Annotated in this window: 17 protein-coding genes; 2 read left to right on the top strand and 15 right to left on the bottom strand. The window is 71.9% G+C overall.

Translation table 11 applies throughout. The features are described from left to right. Positions 1–52 precede the first annotated feature (52 nt). Positions 53–1036, top strand: a complete 984-nt coding sequence (locus K415_RS0107395; protein WP_024286440.1) for a DMT family transporter — start codon at positions 53–55, stop codon at positions 1034–1036. Between the two features lie 15 nt (positions 1037–1051). On the opposite strand, the gene K415_RS0107390 is transcribed toward K415_RS0107395, so the two are convergent. The 15 genes from K415_RS0107390 to K415_RS0107320 all read right to left on the bottom strand — a co-directional run bounded on the left by K415_RS0107390 (position 1052) and on the right by K415_RS0107320 (position 17524). Next, on the bottom strand, positions 1052–1741 hold the full coding sequence (locus tag K415_RS0107390; protein WP_024286439.1) for a hypothetical protein: 690 nt from the start codon (positions 1739–1741) through the stop codon (positions 1052–1054). Beyond that, positions 1738–3192 carry a DUF58 domain-containing protein gene (locus tag K415_RS0107385; protein ID WP_081784935.1) on the bottom strand — a complete coding sequence of 485 codons (1455 nt, stop codon included), beginning with the start codon at positions 3190–3192 and terminating at the stop codon, positions 1738–1740. Before K415_RS0107385 ends, K415_RS0107390 begins: the two co-directional genes overlap by 4 nt. After that, entirely contained in the window at positions 3189–4154 is a 966-nt protein-coding gene (locus K415_RS0107380; protein ID WP_029663336.1) for a MoxR family ATPase, read from the bottom strand. The genes K415_RS0107385 and K415_RS0107380 overlap by 4 nt, the downstream gene beginning before the upstream one ends. A gap of 44 nt (positions 4155–4198) precedes the next feature. After that, positions 4199–4789 (bottom strand): hypothetical protein, encoded by a 591-nt coding sequence (locus K415_RS0107375; protein WP_024286436.1) that lies wholly within the window; start codon positions 4787–4789, stop codon positions 4199–4201. Continuing rightward, positions 4786–5730, bottom strand: coding sequence for a DUF4129 domain-containing protein (locus K415_RS22625; protein WP_024286435.1), 945 nt, complete (start codon positions 5728–5730; stop codon positions 4786–4788). The genes K415_RS0107375 and K415_RS22625 overlap by 4 nt, the downstream gene beginning before the upstream one ends. 109 nt (positions 5731–5839) lie before the next feature. Beyond that, complete coding sequence (locus K415_RS0107365) at positions 5840–8440, bottom strand: GH116 family glycosyl-hydrolase (RefSeq protein ID WP_024286434.1); 2601 nt, start codon at positions 8438–8440, stop codon at positions 5840–5842. A gap of 32 nt (positions 8441–8472) precedes the next feature. Continuing rightward, a complete protein-coding gene (locus K415_RS0107360; protein ID WP_024286433.1) occupies positions 8473–9396 on the bottom strand; it encodes a carbohydrate ABC transporter permease in 924 nt (307 codons plus the stop codon). Further along, on the bottom strand, positions 9396–10331 hold the full coding sequence (locus K415_RS0107355) for a carbohydrate ABC transporter permease (RefSeq protein ID WP_081785195.1): 936 nt from the start codon (positions 10329–10331) through the stop codon (positions 9396–9398). The genes K415_RS0107360 and K415_RS0107355 overlap by 1 nt, the downstream gene beginning before the upstream one ends. A 64-nt stretch (positions 10332–10395) precedes the next feature. Next, positions 10396–11751: an ABC transporter substrate-binding protein gene (locus tag K415_RS0107350; RefSeq protein ID WP_024286431.1), complete on the bottom strand. Its 1356-nt coding sequence runs from the start codon at positions 11749–11751 to the stop codon at positions 10396–10398. 46 nt (positions 11752–11797) lie between these two features. Continuing rightward, on the bottom strand, positions 11798–12931 hold the full coding sequence (locus K415_RS0107345; RefSeq protein ID WP_029663331.1) for a DUF4185 domain-containing protein: 1134 nt from the start codon (positions 12929–12931) through the stop codon (positions 11798–11800). Next, positions 12928–14010 (bottom strand): glycoside hydrolase family 172 protein, encoded by a 1083-nt coding sequence (locus K415_RS0107340; RefSeq protein ID WP_024286429.1) that lies wholly within the window; start codon positions 14008–14010, stop codon positions 12928–12930. The genes K415_RS0107345 and K415_RS0107340 overlap by 4 nt, the downstream gene beginning before the upstream one ends. 35 nt (positions 14011–14045) lie before the next feature. After that, positions 14046–15098 carry a ribokinase gene (locus K415_RS0107335; RefSeq protein ID WP_024286428.1) on the bottom strand — a complete coding sequence of 351 codons (1053 nt, stop codon included), beginning with the start codon at positions 15096–15098 and terminating at the stop codon, positions 14046–14048. After that, complete coding sequence (locus K415_RS0107330) at positions 15095–15751, bottom strand: SIS domain-containing protein (RefSeq protein ID WP_024286427.1); 657 nt, start codon at positions 15749–15751, stop codon at positions 15095–15097. Before K415_RS0107330 ends, K415_RS0107335 begins: the two co-directional genes overlap by 4 nt. Before the next feature lie 47 nt (positions 15752–15798). After that, positions 15799–16206, bottom strand: coding sequence for an RbsD/FucU family protein (locus tag K415_RS0107325; RefSeq protein ID WP_231494845.1), 408 nt, complete (start codon positions 16204–16206; stop codon positions 15799–15801). 319 nt (positions 16207–16525) lie between these two features. Continuing rightward, positions 16526–17524, bottom strand: coding sequence for a LacI family DNA-binding transcriptional regulator (locus K415_RS0107320; protein ID WP_034662274.1), 999 nt, complete (start codon positions 17522–17524; stop codon positions 16526–16528). 113 nt (positions 17525–17637) lie between these two features. Between K415_RS0107320 and purB the strand changes: the two genes are divergently transcribed. Continuing rightward, positions 17638–19155, top strand: coding sequence for an adenylosuccinate lyase (gene purB / locus K415_RS0107315; protein ID WP_024286424.1), 1518 nt, complete (start codon positions 17638–17640; stop codon positions 19153–19155). The last annotated feature ends 88 nt before the right edge of the window (positions 19156–19243 follow it).

Genomic DNA, 19243 nt, shown 5'->3' with positions numbered 1-19243 from the left:
GCCCATCGACCGCGTCAACAACCCAGCGGGTCAGTACGCCTAGGCTCGCGCGATGACTGCAGTCGAGCCCACGACCGACGCCTCGGCCCGGGTACCCCTCGGCGTGCTCGCCGTGGTCGTCGCCTCGCTGCTCTTCGCGGTCAACGGCACCGTGTCGAAGATCGCCATGCAGTCCGGGCTGAGCCCGAGCCGGCTGGTCGAGCTGCGGTCCCTCGGCTCGGCCGTCGTGCTCGTCGCCGCCGTCCTGGTCCTGGCCCGCGGCAGCCGGCTCCCGCGGGGTCGCGAGCTCGTCGGCCTGGCCGTGCTCGGCATCGTCGGCATGGCCATGGTGCAGTGGCTGTACTTCGTGGCGATCTCCCGGCTGCCCGTCGGCCTCGCGCTCCTGATCGAGTACACCGCCCCGGTGCTGGTGGCGCTGTGGGCGCGGTTCGTGCTCCGCGAGCAGGTCCGGGCCCGGGTGTGGTGGGCGCTGGTCGCCTGCCTGACCGGGTTGACGCTGGTCGCCCAGGTCGGTGACGGGATCACCCTCGACGTCGTCGGCCTGGTTGCCGCGGGCGGCGCCGCGATCGCCCTGGGGACGTACTACCTGCTCGGCGACCACCTGGTGCGCAACCGGGACCCGCTGACGACCCAGGCCTGGTCGATGGCGTTCGCCGCGGCGTTCTGGGTCGTCCTGCAGCCGCTGTGGACCTTCGACCGGGGCTCGCTGGCCGACGACGTCGCCCTGCCCGGGGCCCTGGACGGCACGCACCTGCCGCTCTGGGTGCTCGTCGCGTACATCGTGCTGCTCGGCACCGTCGTGCCCTACGTGCTGGTGCTGGTCGGGGTGGCGCGGCTCGGTGCTGCGCGGACCGGGGTGATCGGGATGCTCGAGCCGGTCGCCGCATCGGCGGCCGCGTGGCTCGTGCTCGACGAGTCGATGACGGCGGTTCAGCTGGCCGGCGGGCTGGTGGTCCTGGCCGGCGTCGCGCTCGCCGAGACCGCCCGACGCCGCCCCGCGGTGACCCCCGCACCGGATGCCCTCGTGAGCCACTGACCGACGGGTCCGCGGTCAGCCGACCCGGTCGGGCGACGAACCGCCACCTCGCGTGGCGTCCCGGCGGACCAGCCAGGTGCGCGGGACGACCAGGAACACGCCGACGACCACGGCCACGACGGCGAGCAGCCGCAACCACTCCTGACCGGCCACCGTGCCACCCACCCCCGAGCGCAGCCAGACGACGGCGAGCACCAAGGACTGGGCGATGACCTGGATGCCCAGCACCGACCGCGCGACGCGCACGATCACCGGCACCTCGACCAGCGTCCGCCAGCCGACGTGCGCGGACAGGGCCGTGAGCCGCAGCAGGAGGTGCACGCACAGCACGAGGCCGGCCACCTGCATCAGACCGCCGGCAGCGGCCGCACCGCCGCGCCCGGCCCCGAGCAGGTCCGGGCCGACGTACACGCAGATGCCGACGTAGAGCGCGAAGAGCGGAGCCGCGGGCCACACCGGGCGCCACGCGACGAGCACGGCCGCGACCACGGCGAGCACCCACACCAACGGCCCGCCACCGGCCAGCCCGCCGCACACGAAGACCAGGAACGGCGGCAGCGCGCGGATGACCGAGCCGGGCACCGCGCCGCGGAGGTCCAGCTCGATGCGCGGCGGTGGCGGCACGGCCGGCAGCCCGTCACGCGGTGGTGCCGGCGGCAGGCCGGCCAGCTCGCGCACGCGGGCTCGCAGCTCCCAGCGGCTCATCGCCGGAACCTCAGACCGGGTCGGTGGTGGGACTGCCGGGCGAGCTGCTGCAGGTGGAGCGCGGAAGCGTCGGCGTCCGCCCAGTGCAGCAGCTCCGCACCGGCCCCGACCACCTCGGCGAGCCGGTCCTCGCGCTCGATCCGCACGATCCGCAGGGCGAGCCACTCACGGACGTCCAGCCCCTGCTCGCGGAACCGTGGCAGCACGTCGACGGCGACCACGCGGTGACCCGAGCGTCGCCACACCTGGGCCAGGTCGGCGGCCTCCTGGTCGAGGAACGTCGAGAAGAGGTACACCAGGGCGCCCGGTGACAGCCGTGGTGGGCGGAGCCGTCGTGGCGGGTCGCCCTCGGGGCGCAGCAGGGCGAGCTGCTGGATCACGCGATCGAGCTGGCGCCGGCCGGTCCCCGGCCGCAGGGCGCGCCGGCGCACCCCGAGATCCTCCACGCCCACCCGGTCACCGACGGTCAGGTAGCCCTGCGCGACGGTCGCCGCCGCCTGCCGGGCCAGGTCGAGCGACGTCGCGTCGTCGGGCCGGATCAGGCGCAGCCCGCTCCACGTCGCCGGGTCGGGCCCGACGTCGTCCCGGGAGTCGACGACGAGCACGACCATCGCCTCGGCCAGGGCCATGGTGCGTCGCACGTACAGCTGCTCGAGGCCCGGCGAGCGCCGCGCGGTGACCTTCCAGTCGATCCGGCGCGGCGCATCGCCCGGCATGAACGGGTGGATGTCGCGCAGCCCGCCGCCCTCACCCGGACGCCGGGACTCGTGCTGGCCGCTCAGTCCGCGCAGCCGCAGCGGAAGGGGCAGCGCAGGCATCGTCCGCGGGCGCGGCAGAACGAGCACGCGCTGCGGGGGTGTGGTGCTCGACGGTCCGGTCAGCTGCGCCCCGGGGCCGAGACCCTGGTGCTCGACCCGGAAGAGCTCCTGCGACCCGGTGCGCACCGAGGACGCCGAGACGCCGATCTCCCGCGTGAGCGGGACGTCGACCAGCGCCTCGGTCGGGGCGTGACCCGATCTGCTCACCCGGATCCGCACGCTCTCGGTGCCCGGCGGCGCTGCCAGGACGATGCGCGCGACCAGCGGACCGCCCGGCGCCCGGTCGGTGCCCGGCGCGGGACCCCGCTCGACACCCGGCGCGTGCAGGGTCGGCACGTGGGCACCGACGCCTCGGACGCCGCCGGCGGCGCGCTCGGCCGCGCCGGCGACCGCACCGTCGAGCTCGGCCCAGAGATCGGGTCGCTGGACGTCCACCCACACCCGACCGCGCGGGCGCACCCACACAGCCCACAAGGAGGCGATGACGGGCGCGACGCCGACGACGGCGACGTCGGGCCGGCCGGCCATCGCGCCGAGCACGACCAGGGTCAGGCCGGTGCCGAGCGTCCAGGCCAGCGGCTGGCCCACGACCCACGACCGTTCGGGGTGGCCAGGCTGCGCGGGAGCTGTCATCCGGTCACCGGCACGGTCGTCGGGCCCGCGACCCGGCCCAGCACCTCGCGCACGACGTCCTCCGGTGCGACACCGGCCGCCCAGGTGGCCGGTGTCAGCGTGATCCGGTGCGCCAGCGCGGGCACAGCGACCGCCTTGACGTCCTCCGGTGCGACGAACCGTCGTCCGGCCTGGACGGCGATCCCCCGGGCGACCAGCACCAGGGCCTGCGAACCGCGCGGCGAGGCACCGACCTCGACCGCCTCGTGCCTGCGGGTGGCTGCGGCGATGTCGACGCAGTACGTCAGGATGTCGGGGTCCACCCGGACCGCCTCGACACCGGCCTGCATCGCGAGCAGCGTCCGCGCGTCGACGACCCGACGCACCGGCGCCTCCTCGTGCCGGCGCTCCAGGCGCCGGGCCAGGACGTCCGTCTCGGCCTCCCGGGTCGGGTAGCCGACGGCCAGCCGCACCATGAACCGGTCCAGCTGCGCCTCGGGCAGCGGGTAGGTGCCCTCGTACTCGACGGGGTTGGAGGTCGCCATGACGTGGAACGGGCGAGCCATCGGGTAGGTCGTGCCGTCGACGGTGACCTGCCGCTCGGCCATCGCCTCGAGCAGCGCGGACTGCGTCTTGGGTGCGGTCCGGTTGATCTCGTCCGCGAGCAGCAGCCCGGCGAAGACCGGTCCCGGCCGGAACCGGAACGCCGACCGCTCCGGGTCCCACACCGCCGATCCGGTGATGTCGGACGGCAGCAGGTCGGGCGTGCACTGGATGCGACGGAACTCCAGCCCCAGCGCCGTCGCGAGACTGCGCGCGGCCAAGGTCTTGCCCAGACCGGGCACGTCCTCGAACAGCACGTGGCCGCCGGCGAGGATCGCGGCCAGGGCCGTCCGCAGCGTCTCGTGCATGCCGACGACGGCCGTGCCCACCTCGGTCAGGACGGCATGGCAGAGCCGGGCGACGTCGCCCGGGCTCGGCACCGCGTCGGGGGTGGGGTTGGCGCCGGAGGATGCGGGCGGGACGGTCACGGGTCGGGCCTCTCACTGGGCTGGGCTGCGGGTGCGGGCTGGGCTGCCGGTGCGGGCTGGACTGCAGGTGCGGGCTGGGCCGGTCGAAGACGTTCGATGGCATCGATGCAGTGCGCCACGTCGGCGAGCGAGGGCAGCAGACCGCCGGGGCCGGTCAGCAGGTGCCACGCCCGGTCGCCGAGCAGCGCACGGGCGCGCTGACGCTGGCCGTCCGGGTCCGCCGGGGCCGCGGTGCTCGAGCTGACCGGCCGCAGCCCACCAGGGACGACGACGCCCACCCGGGCCAGGCGCCGGCCCGCCACCGCACGCAGGCGGCGGACGGCCATCTCGGAGACCCGCCCGTCCCGACCTACGAACGACCAGGTCAGAGCCGAGATCTCACGGCGCGTGCCGTCCGACTCCTCGACCCGGCCCTCGACCCAGTCGTCGTCCTCGCCGACGTCGAGCGAGACCAGGACGATGGTCAGCACGAGCACGACGAGGCCGGCGATCAGGGCGTCGGGCGGACGGAGGCCCAGTGCCCACAGGGCGAGCCCCGCGACCGGGCCGAAGACGAACGGGCGGTAGTCGATCCGCGGCCGGGTCATGTCGGCTCCGGCCGACCGGGCTCGTCGGACCCATCCGGCCCATCCGGCCCAGCCTGCCCGTCCGGCCCATCCGGCCCATCCGGCCCAGCCTGCCCGTCCGGCCCATCCGGCCCAGCCTGCCCGTCCGGCCCATCGGGCCCAGCCTGCCCGTCCGGCTCAGCCGGCTCGTCCGGCTCGCGCGCGAGGGCGTCCGCGAGCGCGCGCACCGCCGAGGTGGCCACCGCGACGTCGCCCGGGACCATCTGCTCCTCGCTGAAGCGGGCCCGCAGGTACAGGGCCAGCAGCGTCCGGGTGGCCGCCGGGTCGACCGGCGCGCGGTCGAGCACCTCGACGGTGAACTCGGTGGGTGTCGAGGCCGGTTCCCGCGCGATGCCCGACCGCTCGGCGGCGTCCTCGAGCGCGACCCAGGCGGCGATGATCGCGTCCGCCGGCCGCTGCGCCGAGCGCAGGTGCTCGTCGGCACCCTCGAGCCCTTCGCGCAGGGTCGGGAGGTCGGGCACGACGTCGTCCCGGAGGACCAGGCCACCGGACAGGATCCCGGCGGAGTCCGGCGGCCCGTCGACGTGCGGCGGCCGGAGGTACCGCAGCCAGCGCACCAGGAAGTAGAGCAGGGCGCAGGCGACGAGCCCGGCAAGGCCCAGCCAGAGCCAGCTCAGGTCCCACGGCTCGACGTCCATCTGCTCGAGCGCCTCGATCAGGGGATCGGTGGTCGGCACCGGCTCAGGGGGGACGAATGGTTCCTCGGCGGACCCGGACTCGAGCGCCGTGCGGGTCTGCGGGTCCCACGGACCCGCGAGGGCGCTCGCCACGACCGCGACCCCGAGCAGCACGACGACCCCTGCGCTGCGGCGTCCGGGTGGGCCACCGATCGTCGCTGCCCCGGGCAGGCCCGGGCCACGACCCCGCGCAGCCGGGGCGCCCGCCGTCGTCGACCGGTCCACCGCCCCATCATCGGCCACCCGGCCCCCGGATCGCCGTTCTCCCACGAGATCTCCCGCTCAGCGCAGCATCTCACCGAAGTCGGAGGTCTCGCGGACAGCTGACACCCGGTCACCGATCGAGGTCGGTCGTCGCCGGGGCACCCGGCGTGACGACGATGCCGTCGCCTACGTCGAGCCGACGACGGGACTCGGTGGAGGCACCGCCCGCAGCCTCCAGGGTGACCGTGAGGCCCTCGATCGCCATCGAGCCGTGCAGGCACTCGACGACGATCTCCCCGCCACGTCGGCCGACGCGTCCCCATCCGGTGTCGAGCACCACCGGCAACCATGTATCGTCGTCGGGCAGCTTGACGGTCAGGTCCCGCCGCACGGCGTCCCACTGCTGCCCAGTCATCGCGTCGACCACGCTCCAGCCGGCGAGCGCCCGGACGTAGTGGTCGCCGCACTCGATCTCGTTGTAGGGGTTGCGCCGCCGACCGTCATAGCGCGCCCACACGCCGTCGAGGATCGCCGTGGCCTCGTCGATCAGCCCCTCGTGCAGGCAGTGCGCGGCGACCTGGTACTCGCTGCCCGTCCAGACCTCGTCGCAGTACCGGGTCGGCACCTCGGGGCGGCCGCCGGTCGGCCAGGTGCACATGAGCAGCCCGGTGTCGTCGCCGTCGGCGAAGACCCGGAACGGATGCACGAGGTCGTCGAAGCCGGTCCGGAGGTTGTGCCGCACGACCGCGCGCAGCGCGCTGACCACGTGCTCGCGGGGCAGGACGTAGCCGAGGCCGAGCTGGTGCGCCCACCACTGGCCGATGAGCTGGTCGGCGAGGCAGCCCTGCTCCCACTGGAACTCCCGGACCTCGCCGGGATCGAGCACCTGGACGTAGTACTCACCACTGAACAGCAAGGTGTCGTACGCGTCGCTGCCCCGCTCGAACAGCGCGGACAGCTCGGCTGCGAGCTCTGCGTCCCCCGACCCGTCGACGAGCAAGGCCATCTCCTGGGCGGCGCGCAGCGCAGCGAGCCACAAGCTGCCCATGAAGCTGTTGACGCCGCGCAGGTCGATGTCGTGTGTCGACGGCTGGACCCCACGCAGGACGCCCGTCGCCGCGGGATCCCACGTCGACCGAACATGACTCAGCAGTCGACGGACCCCAGGCCAGCAACGCCTCAGCCAGTCGAGCCCGGCTCCGTTGCGCACCTCGCGGTAGGTCTTGAGGACCGTGCCGAGCATCCCGTCGAGGGCCGGTGCGTCGGGACCACCGATCGGGACGTCCCAGAGCTGGGGCAGGTACGTCGGCACGACGACCCGGTGCGGGAGCGTCCCGCTCGGCGCCTGCATGATCCCGAGCTCGGTCGTCCGCATGCTTCGCTCGAGCTCGGGGAAGAGACGTGCCACCCCTTGCGCGTAGTTCCACACGTGCGTGCAGTTCAGCGGGCAGGAGCCGCCGACATCACCGGCGTGCCCCCGGGTCGAGGCGCCGTTGACCCCCTCGAAGCCGAAGAAGGCCCCGTCGGCCGTCCGGAAGCAGGTCGGGCTGCGGATGATCGCCGCCTGCGCCGCGAGGTGCTCGACGGCCGTCGCGTCGAGCGCGCCATCGGCCAGGAGCTCGGTCCAGGCCTTAGTGGCCCCGGTCAGCCCGGTCCACCGGGCCTCGACGTCCCGGGCCACGGCGAGCGCGTCCTCGTGGGCAAGTGCGTAGTGGTTGCCCAGCCAGAACCGGGTGGGTCCCCACTGCGGGTGGCCGGGACCGAACTGCGGGAAGTCCACGTACCGGTTCGCGAAGTGCCAGGTGAGGAGCAGCCGGACCGTCGTCGTCGCCCCGGGCTCGAGGAAGAACGGGACCGCGACGCCGGCGTTCCAGGTCTCGCCGGGTGCGCTCGGCCGGTGCAGCGACGTCGGGCCACCGACCTGGTGGTCCGCCACCGTCGGTGTCATCGTGAGCCGCTCGACGTCCGCCCCCATGGCGCGCCCGCGCAGGAACGCGAAGAACTCCTCGGGGTCACGCCACTGCAGGTGCACGGTCGCGTTCGGGTCGTCGGCCGCCAGCACCATCTGGCCGGCCCCGGGATGCTCCGCGGGCAGGGTGTGGTTCTCGAGCAGGACGTGCGTCCAGCCGCCCGAGCGCAGCACGCGGTTCGTGTTGCCGCCGTAGCAGGAGGCACGGACGCCGTCGACGGGCGTCACGCCGTCGTAGCCCACGGCGTTCTGCAGGGCACCGCCGAGCAGCCCGTGCACCGGGACAGCGGTCGGGTTGTGCAGCGTGAAGGTCGCCATCACGACCGGCAGCGACGACGCGTCTGTGTCCAGCGGGACCAGCGGGTTCTGCAGGTCCATCGTGACCCGCACGGGCAAGGTGGTGTCGTGCAGCTCGACGCTGGCCCGCGGGTAGACCGCACTGAAGGTGGCACCGTCCACGCCGTACCGTCCGGCGAGCCGTCGCTGCCAGTCCGGCACCGCATCGTCGTCGACCATGGGCGTCGGCGGACCGTCGACAGGTCGGGCCTGCAGGACCCGCAGCTCGTCGACCGCCGGCTCCCACTGGGTCGCCCGCACGGCGAAGAAGGAACCGGGCAGGTCACCGTGGTGGTTGCCGATGTGGTGGAACTGCCACTGGCGCAGCCCCCCGTCGGCGCCGACCGCGACCGTGCCGGTCCCGATCCCGCCGAGCGGCATCGCGACGTGCCGGCCGTCGGCGTGCGGGATGCGGCGTCCTGCCATCGTGCTCTCCGAGCCTCGGGACTGGGTGGGCCTCACTTGATGCCCGAGATCCGGATACCGCTGATGATGTAGCGCTGGAAGACGAGGAAGATCGCGATGACCGGCGTCGCGGCAAGGGTCGACCCGGCCATGAGCATGCCGTACTCCACCCGGCGGTCCGAGCGGAAGGTCGCGAGGTACTGCTGGATCTGGACGAGCGAGCTCTCCGGGTCGGTGATCGTCATGATCGGCCACACGTAGGCGTTCCAGAACGCGAGGAACGACGTGATGCCGACGACGACGAAGACCGGCTTGGACATCGGCAGGAAGATCCGCGTGAAGATCGTCCAGCGCCCGGCGCCGTCGATGAGGGCGGCCTCCTCGATCGCGGTCGGGATGCCCAGGTAGAACTGCCGGATGAAGAAGATGTGCACGCCGGCTGTAGCCCCGGGAACGACGAGGACCGCCATCGTGTTGAGCATGCCCATCCGCGTGACGACGATGTACGACGTCAGGAGGATCGCCATGCCGGGGATGAACATCGTGCCGATCGTCACGACCCAGAGCGTGCGCTTGAAGGCGAAGTCGAGCCGGGCGAACGCGTATGCCGCCATCGAGTTCACCGTGAGGCTGAGGGCCGCGAAGAGCAGGGCTCCGAGGAACGTCACGCCGAGGGCCCGCACGAACATGGGGTCGGCGAGGATCGCCCGGTAGTTCTCCGGCTGCCACACATCCGGGAAGAACTGGAACGGGGACGTGACGACCTCGTCGCGGGCCTTGAAGCCGGCGATGGCCATCCATGCGAGCGGGAAGAGCGCCGCTAGGACGACGACGGCCGCGAAGGCATACCGGACGGCGGACCAGCCGGGGCTGGTCGTCCGGGCCGACCGCGTCCTGCGTTCCCTGACCGTGGTCGGCGGCGGCGTCAAGCGGGTCACGAGGCGGGCCGGGTCTGCATGGGGTGCGTCGACAGTCATCAGCCGTCCACCGCCTTCTCCGAGTTGATGAGCCGGAAGATCACTGCGGACAGGCCGCCGAGCACGAGGAAGAGGAGGAGCGCGGCCGCGATGGAGTACCCGACGTAGAGGTCGTTGTTGAAGTGCTGGAAGATCAGCAGATTGGGCAGCAGCGTCGACTGCGTGGGTCCACCGGCCGTCATGACGAGCGGGAGCTCGTACTGCTGGATCGCCCCGACGAAGCCGGTGACCAGCAGGTACAGCAGGATGTTCTTCATCAGCGGGAGCGTGATGTGGATCGTCCGCTGCCACCACCCCGCGCCCTCGAGCTCGGCCGCCTCGTAGTAGCTCTCCGGGATGTCGAGCAGGCCCGCGAGCATGATGAGCGAGGCGAGACCGAGCCCCAGCCAGACGGCGGGCAGCGTCAGCGCGTACAGCGCCGTCTGCGCACTGCCCAACCAAGCGGTGTCGGCTACGCCGACGAGGCTGAGGACCCAGTTGAGGACACCCTGGCGGTACTCGTAGATGAGGACGAAGACGATCGAGGCGATGACACCGGAGATCACGGTCGGGATGTAGATCGCGGCCTTGAGCACCGTCGCCATTCGGGTCCCCATCGTCTTGACGAGGTTGGCGAAGAGGAACGCCAGCACGAGGATCGACGGGACGACGACGACCGAGAACGTCAGTCCCCGCCTGAGCGAGGCCCAGAACACCGGATCCTTGAGGACCATCCGGAAGTTGCCGAGCCCGACGAACGCGGACTCCTCGTAGAAGCTCCAGGTGTAGAAACTGACGATCCAGGCGTAGACCAACGGCCAGAGCACGAAGATCGACAAGAGGATCATGGCCGGCGCCAGCATGAGGAGCGCAACCTTGGTGTCGGGGTGCTTCGTCCGCCGGCGCGGTTCCGTACGGCCCTTCGAGTGCATCAACATCATCGGTGCGCTGCTCATCACTTCGCCTTCGACGCAGGGCCGGTGGCGGGCGCGCGCGCTGCGCACCCGCCACCGGGTCGGATCAGGAGCCCATTCCGGCGAGGCCGGAGTTCTCGATCTCGGTCTGGATCTTCGCATCGGCCGCGGCCAGGGCCTCCGCGACCGGGGTGCCCTGCATGGCGGCCTCGATCGCCTCACCCATCGCGAGGCTGATGTTCCACGGGTAGGTGGGTTCGGCCTGCGCGAAAGGGACGATGTCGGACTGGATCGTGGCGTTCCACGGGTTGATCGAGTCGATGTCGGGGACCGCATTGATCGCCTCGCCGACGGAGACCCGAGCGGTCACCTTGGAGAACGCCGTCGCCTCGAAGAACGAGATGACGTTCTCCGGGTCACCGCCGAGCGCCCACTCGATGAAGGCGGCGGCGTCCGCTGGGGCGTCCGACTTGGCGTCGACGACGAGCGTCCAGCCACCGAGGGTGGCCGTCGTCCTCCCGGCCTCGCCGTCGAAAGACGGCATCGCCGCGACGGCGACGTTCTCCGCGATCCCGGAGTCACTCGCGAGGATCTGGCTCGCGGCCCACGAGCCGTTCGCCATCATCGCGTACTTGCCGTCGATGAAGGTCGTCGCGTCGGCGTAGCCCACGCTGTCGGCCGGGGGCAGCGCACCCGACGCGAAGAGATCCTGGAAGGCCTGGAGCAGGGGCGCGTAGGCCTCGGTCGCGGACGCCTCGGACCAGTCGGCGCTGACCGGGTACTGCCCGGCGGCGTTGAGCTGGTAGCCCCACGTCGACCACGCCATGTCTGTCGCGTTCTGCGCGAGCCGGACGCCGAAGACCTCCGGCGTCGAGAGCTTCTCCGCATCCGCGATGAGCTCCTCCCACGTCGTGGGCGGGCCATCGATGCCGGCGGCCTCGAAGAGGTCGGTCCGGTAGTAGAGGACCGCGGACGGCTCGACGAGGATCGGGTAGGCGTACTCCTCGCCGTCGACCGTGACGAAGTCACGGACGTTCTCCTGGAGGTCGTCCCATGCGGCGTCGCTGATGAGGTCGGTGAGCGAGGCGATCTGCGAGGTGCGGGCGGCGTCCGCGATGTCGCCGTAGTTGGCCGTATAGACGTCCGGGGCGTTGCCGGCCGCCTGGGCCGCGGTCATCCGCTGCTCCCACGCGTCACCGGGGACGACCTGGAGCTTGACGACGACGTCGTTCTGCGAGGCGTTGTACCCGTCGACGACGTCCTTGTACCAGGCGTTCTCCTCGTCGGTGAACGACTGCTGCCAGACCGTCACCTCGGTCGCGCCCGACGCGGTCGCCTCGCTCGAGGTCTCGCCGTCGTCCGAATCGCTCGGCCCGGCAGGGGTACCGCTGCAGGCTGCCAGGAGCAGCCCGGTCGCGACGACGGCACCGATGCCGACGAATCGCATTCGTGTGGAGCGCATGCCCATCCTCCTAGATGATGACTCGCTGACGAGCCGGTGGGGTGACTCAGAAGTCTGCGTCGAGATCGACGCTGAACCAGAAGACGTTGTAGGGACCCCAGAGGGACATCGAGAAGTAGACGGTTCGACCGTCATCGGCGACGTACCGGGGGTTGAGGTAGGGGGCGTACAGGCCCGGGTGCTCGGCCTGGGTCGTGATGACGTGCGGCTCCGACCACGGGCCCCACGGGGTGATGCCCTCCGCGATGACCGCATCACCGCCGGTGGAGTAGGTCATGAGCCAGCGTTCGAGATGGTCGCTGTACATCACGGAGAGCTCGCCCACCGTGCCGTCGACGACGGTGGCCGCCTCGTCGATCGCCGAGGACCACTGCGGCGTCCCGTCGTCGGCCGTCCCGGTGAAGTACCGGTACGCGCCGAGGTCCTCGACCGACGCGGTGTCGGCCGGCACCTTCATCAGCTGGACCCCGCCGAACCTGCCGGCGGGGATGGACCAGAAGTAGAGGACGTCCTCGCCGGACTCGCGGACCTCGGCGGTGGTCACCTGGACGAAGTTCGAGTCCCCCGGCCAGCGGACGTCGTCGAGCACCTGCCACGTCTGACCGCCGTCGACGCTCCTGGCCAGCGACGAGTAGTTGGCGTCCCACTGTCCCGGGTCGCCCCAGTGGTGCACGGACATGAACGCGAGGTACATCGTGTCCCCGACGGCGAACCCGCCCGTGGGGATCTTGGTGACCTCACCGGTCCCGTCGGCCTCGTGCAGGCCGGGGACGGCTTCGAGGGCCAGGCCGATGTCGTCTACGATCCAGCCGTCGAAGGTGATGCCGTCGGTCGGGTCGTCGTCGGTCGTGTGCGCGAGGACGTTGGAGCGCCAGTTGCCGCCCTGCCCGCCGTACGAGTCCGGGTCGCGGGTGCCGAACGTGTCCCCGAAGACAAAGTAGGTCCGGTCGCCGACGTTGAACATCGAGCCGAGGTCCGTGCCGGCCACCCCCACGGCGTCGGTGTCGTTCAACGCCGAGCCGGGACCCGTGAGCTGAGCGACCTCAGTGAGGTTGCTGACACCGGTCAGGACGAACGGCTTGTTCTGGTCGGTGTCGACGTCGCCGGTACCCGCCTGCGAGCAGGCGCCCAGTGCCGCGGCTGCCGCGGTGGCTCCGATCACCATGAGCGCGCGCCTCATCCCAGCCTCGGTAGGCGCTGGGCTGCGGGAAGCAGCGTCAGGCCGGCGGCGGGGGTCTCCTGGTACCAGTACGCGACCGACGACAGGTCGTCGTTGCGCTTGTTGGCGTGACCGTGCTCGATCGACACCCGGATCGAGGTGGTGAACGTGACCGGGTCCTCGATGTGGAAGCGGTAGGTGGAGATCTGACCGCTCCAGTTGGGGCCGCCTGGCAACGTGATGCCGTGGTACGGGGCGTGGTAGCTCTCGCTCGGGCACCACGCGGTGTTGAAGTAGTCCTCGGTCCCGGTCCCGTGCAGACTCGGCGGGAAGGCCTCGCCGTCGACGAAGATCATGTCGTCGCCCTCGCCGTACCAGTTCCAGTCGGCGGTCTCGCGAAGGTTGGTGATGTTCAGCACGCAGCCGACGTAGTGGCCCCGGCCCTGGGTCTCGAGGATGGTGTAGTTGCCGGCCCCGTCGAGGTTGAGGCCGCCGAAGAGGTACTCGGGGTTCGTCTCCGCCCCCTGCGGGATGCCGTCGGTCGGGACCTGGCGGTTCCACGAGGCGTGGAACCGGCCGAGCCCGTCCTCGAGCGCGGGGAAGGCGTCGTAGTCGATGTAGAAGTAGAAGCGCATGTCCTCCTCGACGCACTCGCTGGTCAGCTCGAAGCGCGCCCCGGCGGCGAAGGGCATGTGGAAGAAGGAGTTGAAGCCCTTGCCGTCCTGGGGGCTCATCTGCAGCGGCGCGGAGGCGAAGTTCGTGCTGCGCGCGTGGCCGACCCCGAAGAAGTCACCGAGCGGGACGAGCACGCTGGGCTGGTCGGCTCCGTCCCAGAAGATCCGGAGCACCAGCTTGCGCAGGTAGTCGTTGTCGCGGCTCTCGGGTTGACCACCGGTCATCGACGCGACGGTCATCCAGATGTGGTTGACGGAGCCGGCCCCCCGGATGTCCGCCAGGGTGATCGTCTCGCCGGGGTGGACCGTGACGAAGTCGGCGTTCCCGCCCGCGCGGTCCCAGCTGGACTCGCGCAGGCGACGGTGGTCGCGCAGGCGTGGCAGGTCCCGCAGGCTGCTCCCGAAGCTTCCGTAGCCGGATGCCATGGTCTTCCTCCTCGTTGAGAAATCGATTACTGACGCTAGAGGCGCTGATGGTCGATCGTCAAGGACGTTGCCGAACTGTGACCCGTCGGGACCGAACCGTGACCCGTCGCGGCAGTGCCGTAGGCGTCGGAGCCGCCTCCGTCCGCGACCGGGAGCCGCCCGTCGACCCGGCGCCAGGTCACCTCGAGGAAGGCCTGGACCTCGTGCCGACGGGGAGCCGCCTCGGCCCCGCCCCGCCGCGTCACGGCGATCGCCGCGGCCGCGTTGGCGGTGACGACGGCATCGAGCAGTGGACGCCCGTCCGCCAGGCCTGCGCCGAGGTAGCCGCAGAAGGTGTCGCCTGCGCCGACGGTGTCGAGGGCCGTCACGTGATGGGCCGGCACGTGTCGCGGCTCGTCGCCGCCGGTCAGGACCAGCACTCCGCGCGAGCCGAGGGTCACGACGACGTCGGTGCCCCATTGCCGGTGCAGGGCCATCGCGGCCCGTCCTACGTCGGCCCCCGGCAGTCCGGCCAGGTCGAGCAGCTCGACCTCGTTGGGCACGACGACGTCGACGTGGTCCAGCAGGGCGCCCGGCAGCGGAGCAGACGGCGCCGGGTTGAGCACGACGACCGTACCCGCACCGTGCGCCGTCCGGGCCGCGGCCAGAGCCGTACCGACCGGCAGTTCGAGCTGGAGCAGCAGCACCGCGGCATCGGTCAGCGTCTGTCTGGCCGACTCGATCTGCTGGACGTCGACACGCAGGTTGGCCCGCGGAACGATGATGATCGAGTTCTGGCCGTCGGGCTCGACGACCGGCAGACCGACTCCCGTCCCCACTTCGGCGTCGACCACGACCCCGTCGAACTGGACGTTCTCGATGCGCATGGCCTCGCGGAACGAGGTGCCGAACTCGTCGCTGCCCAGCCGGCCGACCAGGTACGTCGTCGCGCCGGCACGCACCGCCGCGACCGCCTGGTTGAAGCCTTTGCCGCCGAGGTATGTCCCGAAGTCGGTCCCGACCAACGTCTCACCCGGCAGCGGGCGCCGTGGGGCGCTCGCCACGAGGTCCATCATGAACGAGCCGACGACGCAGACCCCGCCGCTCATGCCCGTGCCGCCTCGTCGTCGGTGCGGGTCCGGGGTTCGGCGGCGAGCTGAGCGCCGAGGGAGCCACCGGGGTGTCGCAGTGCGAAGTCCGCCGGGCCGAAGCCCGAGATCTGCATGAGGGCCGCCGCCAGGGCGTCGCCGAGCGCCAGGGTGCTCGCCGTGGATGCCGTGGGCGCCAGGTTCAACGGGTCGGCCTCCCGCTCGACGGCGATGGACAGGTGGACGTCCGACCGCCGTGCGAGCGTGGACCCCGGTCGGCCCGTCATCGAGATGACCGGGACGTGGCCGACAGCGAGCATATGTGCGAACTGGCAGACCTCCGCGGTCTCCCCCGAGTAGGAGATGAGGATCGCGGCGTCCTGCGAGGTGGCCATCCCGGAGTCGCCGTGCAGCGCCTCGGCCGCATGCACGAACTGAGCCGGCGTGCCGGTGCTGGCCAGCGTCGCGGCCATCTTCGCGCCGATGTGCCCGGACTTGCCGAGACCCGAGACGATGACCCGGCCCCGAACCTGGCTGATCAGGCGGATCGCCTCGGGCAGCGCCTCGCGCACCGCCTCCCGGGTACGCGTGATGGCCTCGGACTCGATCGCCATCGCGGCGTAGGCCGCCTCGAGGCCCCGCGCGAGATCGGCGTCGGACAACGGTGGGCTCACGGAGGCTCCTGTGCGTGTCGAGTAGGTCGGCGAGGTCGCCGCGCTGGTCATCGGACGAGGCCCTTGTGCAGCAGGAGGTTGCCGTAGGGACGTACCTCACCGGTCCGGACCAGGACGAAGGCGTCGGCCCCGGCGGCGTAGAAGTCCTCGCGGGCCAGGTGATCCCAGCCGCCGGCAGGCGCCGCACAGGCCGCGAGCAGCTCACCGGCCAGTGCCTCGGCGTCGACGGAACCGTCGGTGGCCATGAGGCGGGCGGCCAACGGGCTGTCGAGCGGAAGGACGGTGCAGATCGCCGCCGTCAGCTCCGGAGCGGTCACGCCGGGCAGGTCCACGACCCGGCGACCGAGCCGCTCGGCGGGGAAGTGCGCATCGGCGACCAGGACGGCGTCCCCGTGCCCCATGGCGTCCAGATGACGCAGCAGGGTGCCGGTGAGCAGGGGGTGGATACCGGTCAACAACGGAGTCTCCTTGTGATCTCTCGGCGGTGAGAAATCGATTACTCGCACCGTAGGCAACCAGCTCGGAGATGTCAAGCAATCCCTTGAGACACGGTCCGAGCGACTCCACCCCTGCGCGTAGCCCACGTCTGCCCGTTCGTGGCCCACCTCGAAGCCACCGTGGGGTCGGCGGTCGCCGGGGCAAGGGCCGGGGTTCGGACCCGCGCTCGGGCTCGGGCACCGGGTACCGCGCTCGGGCACCTGGTACCGCGGGCGCCAGGAGGGGCGGGGCAGAGGTGCGGGGTCCTCAGGTCCGGGGTCCTCAGGTCCGGGGTCCTCAGGTGCGGGGGCCGGTGGATGCCCGGACGAGCAGCTCGGGGCGCAGGACGATGTGCTGCGGCTCGGAGGCGACGCCCTGCGACCGGGCCAGGAGCAGCTCCCCCGCGAGCCGACCCATCTTGCCGACCGGCTGCTGGATGACACTGACCATCGGCGAGACCATCCGGGTCCACTGGTCGTCGTCGACGCCGAGCAGCGCGACGTCTGCCGGGATGGACCTGCCGACCGCTTGGATGGCGCGGTATGCACCGACCGTCAGCGGACCGTTCGTGGTGAAGACGGCGTCGGGCGGCTCGGTCTGGTTGAACAACGACCGCATGGCCACCTCGCCACCCTCAGCCCGGAGGTTGGCCCGGCACACCCAGCGGTCGGGGATCGGGTGCCCGGCACGCTCGAGCGCCGCGCGGAAGCCGGTGAGCCGGTCCTCGGTGGTGCTCACGTCGGGCGGGCCGGCGATGCAGGCGATCCGGCGGTAGCCGTGCTGGATCAGGTGCTCGGCGGCCAGCTCGCCGGCCCGGACGTTGTCGACCAGGATCGTGTCGCCCAGGTAGTCCCGCAGACGGCGGTCGACCACGACAGTCGGGATCCGTGCCGCCCTGATCGGTCCGAGGTCGGAGGCCGACTCCGAGGTCACCGCCACCACGACACCCGCCATCCGCTGCGAGACCGCCGCCTCGAGGTACGTGCGCTCACGGCCCAGCTGCTCGTCGGAGTTGCAGAGCATCACCGAGTAGCCCTGCTTCACGGCGACCGACTCGAGCGCGGCGACCATGGCCGTGAAGAACGGGTTCTGCACGTCGGTCACGATCGCGGCCCAGGTGTCCGACACCTGCCGGCGCAGGGCACGCCCGGTGCTGTTCGGCACGTAGGCGGTCGCCGCGGCAGCCGCTCGGACGCGGCGGGCCAGTTCCGGATCGACGGTGCTCGAGCCGTTGAGCACCCGGGAGACCGTCGCCGCCGACACGCCCGCCTCGCGTGCGACGTCCAGGATCGTCACGGTCCGGCTCGCTGTCACAGGCCGATGGTTCCACACGGCCCGGTGCCGTCGGGCCGGACACCTGTGGGTGGACACCCGCCGCCGCTCACGGGGCCGCGTGGAAGGATTGCCACATGTCGCAGAACCCGCCCGACGCTCCCGCCGGAACCGGCGCCGACGATGCCGGCAGCGCCGAGGGCGTCGACCAGACAGTGCAGCCCCGCGTCCGGCACAGCCTGGCCCGGATCAGCCCGCCGATCGCCCTCGGCCCGCTCGACGGGCGGTACCGCAGCACCGTCGCGCCGCTGGTCGACCACCTGTCCGAGGCCGCGCTCAACCGCGAGCGCCTGCACGTCGAGGTCGAGTGGCTGATCCTGCTGACCTCGCACCACGTCGTACCCGGTGCGCCCACCCTGTCCAGCGAGGAGCGCGACTACCTGCGCGACGTCGTCGCGGGCTTCGACGCCGACACCGTCGCCGAGCTCGCCGCGACCGAGAAGATCACGGTCCACGACGTCAAGGCCGTGGAGTACCTGCTCAAGGACCGCCTCGCGGTGGCACCGAGGACGCTCGGCGAGGACACCGTCCTGCCGCGGGTCACCGAGCTGGTGCACTTCGCCTGCACGAGCGAGGACGTGAACAACCTGGCCTACGCGCTGATGGTCCAGGGCGCCGTCCGGCGGGTGTGGCTGCCGGCCGCCAAGCTCCTGGTGGCGGACGTCGCCGCACTGGCTCGCGAGCACGCCGCCGTGCCGATGCTCGCCCGCACGCACGGCCAGCCGGCCACACCGACGACGATCGGCAAGGAGCTCGCCGTCCTGGCCCACCGGCTCACCCGTCAGCTGCGCAGGATCGAGGCCGCCGAGTACCTCGGCAAGATCAACGGCGCGACCGGGACGTACGGCGCGCACCTGGCCGCCGTGCCGGGTGCCGACTGGGTGACGATCTCGCGGACCTTCGTCGAGCACCTCGGGCTCACCTGGAACCCCCTGACGACCCAGATCGAGTCGCACGACTGGCAGGCCGAGCTCTACGCCGACATGGCGCGGTTCAACCGGATCCTGCACAACCTCGCCACCGACATGTGGACGTACATCTCGCTCGGCTACTTCGCGCAGGTGCGCGGCCAGGGCACCGTCGGCTCCTCGACGATGCCGCACAAGGTCAACCCGATCCGGTTCGAGAACGCCGAGGCCAACCTCGAGCTGTCCAGCGCCCTGCTCGACACCCTCGGCTCGACCCTGGTCACCTCACGCATGCAGCGGGACCTGACCGACTCCACGACCCAGCGCAACATCGGCCCCGCCGTCGGACACTCGCTGCTGGCCATCGACAACGTGCGTCGCGGCCTGGCCGGGCTCGACGTCGACGCCGCGGCCATGGCGCGCGACCTGGACGCCAACTGGGAGGTCCTCGGCGAGGCCGTGCAGTCCGCGATGCGCGCGGCCGGGGTCGCCGGGGTACCCGGGATGGCCGACCCGTACGAACGGCTCAAGGAGCTGACCCGCGGCCGCCGGATCACCGGGGACGACATGCGGCGGTTCGTGGCCGGTCTCGGCCTGCCGGACGACGTCGCGGCGCGCCTGGGCGCGATGACGCCAGCGTCCTACACCGGTGCGGCCGCGCAGCTGGTGCGGTTCCTGGACGTCTGACCCCGCTCAGGCTCCCGGCACCAGCACAGGCTCCCGGCACCAGCACAGGCTCCCGGCACCAGCACGCGTGGCGGCCTGTCGGTGCAGG

The sequence above is a fragment of the Cellulomonas sp. KRMCY2 genome, assembly GCF_000526515.1.
In the GTDB taxonomy this organism is placed as follows: Bacteria; Actinomycetota; Actinomycetes; order Actinomycetales; family Cellulomonadaceae; genus Actinotalea.
The sequence above is the reverse complement of the archived record's forward strand: the minus strand, read 5'-3'. Positions and strand labels throughout refer to the sequence as shown.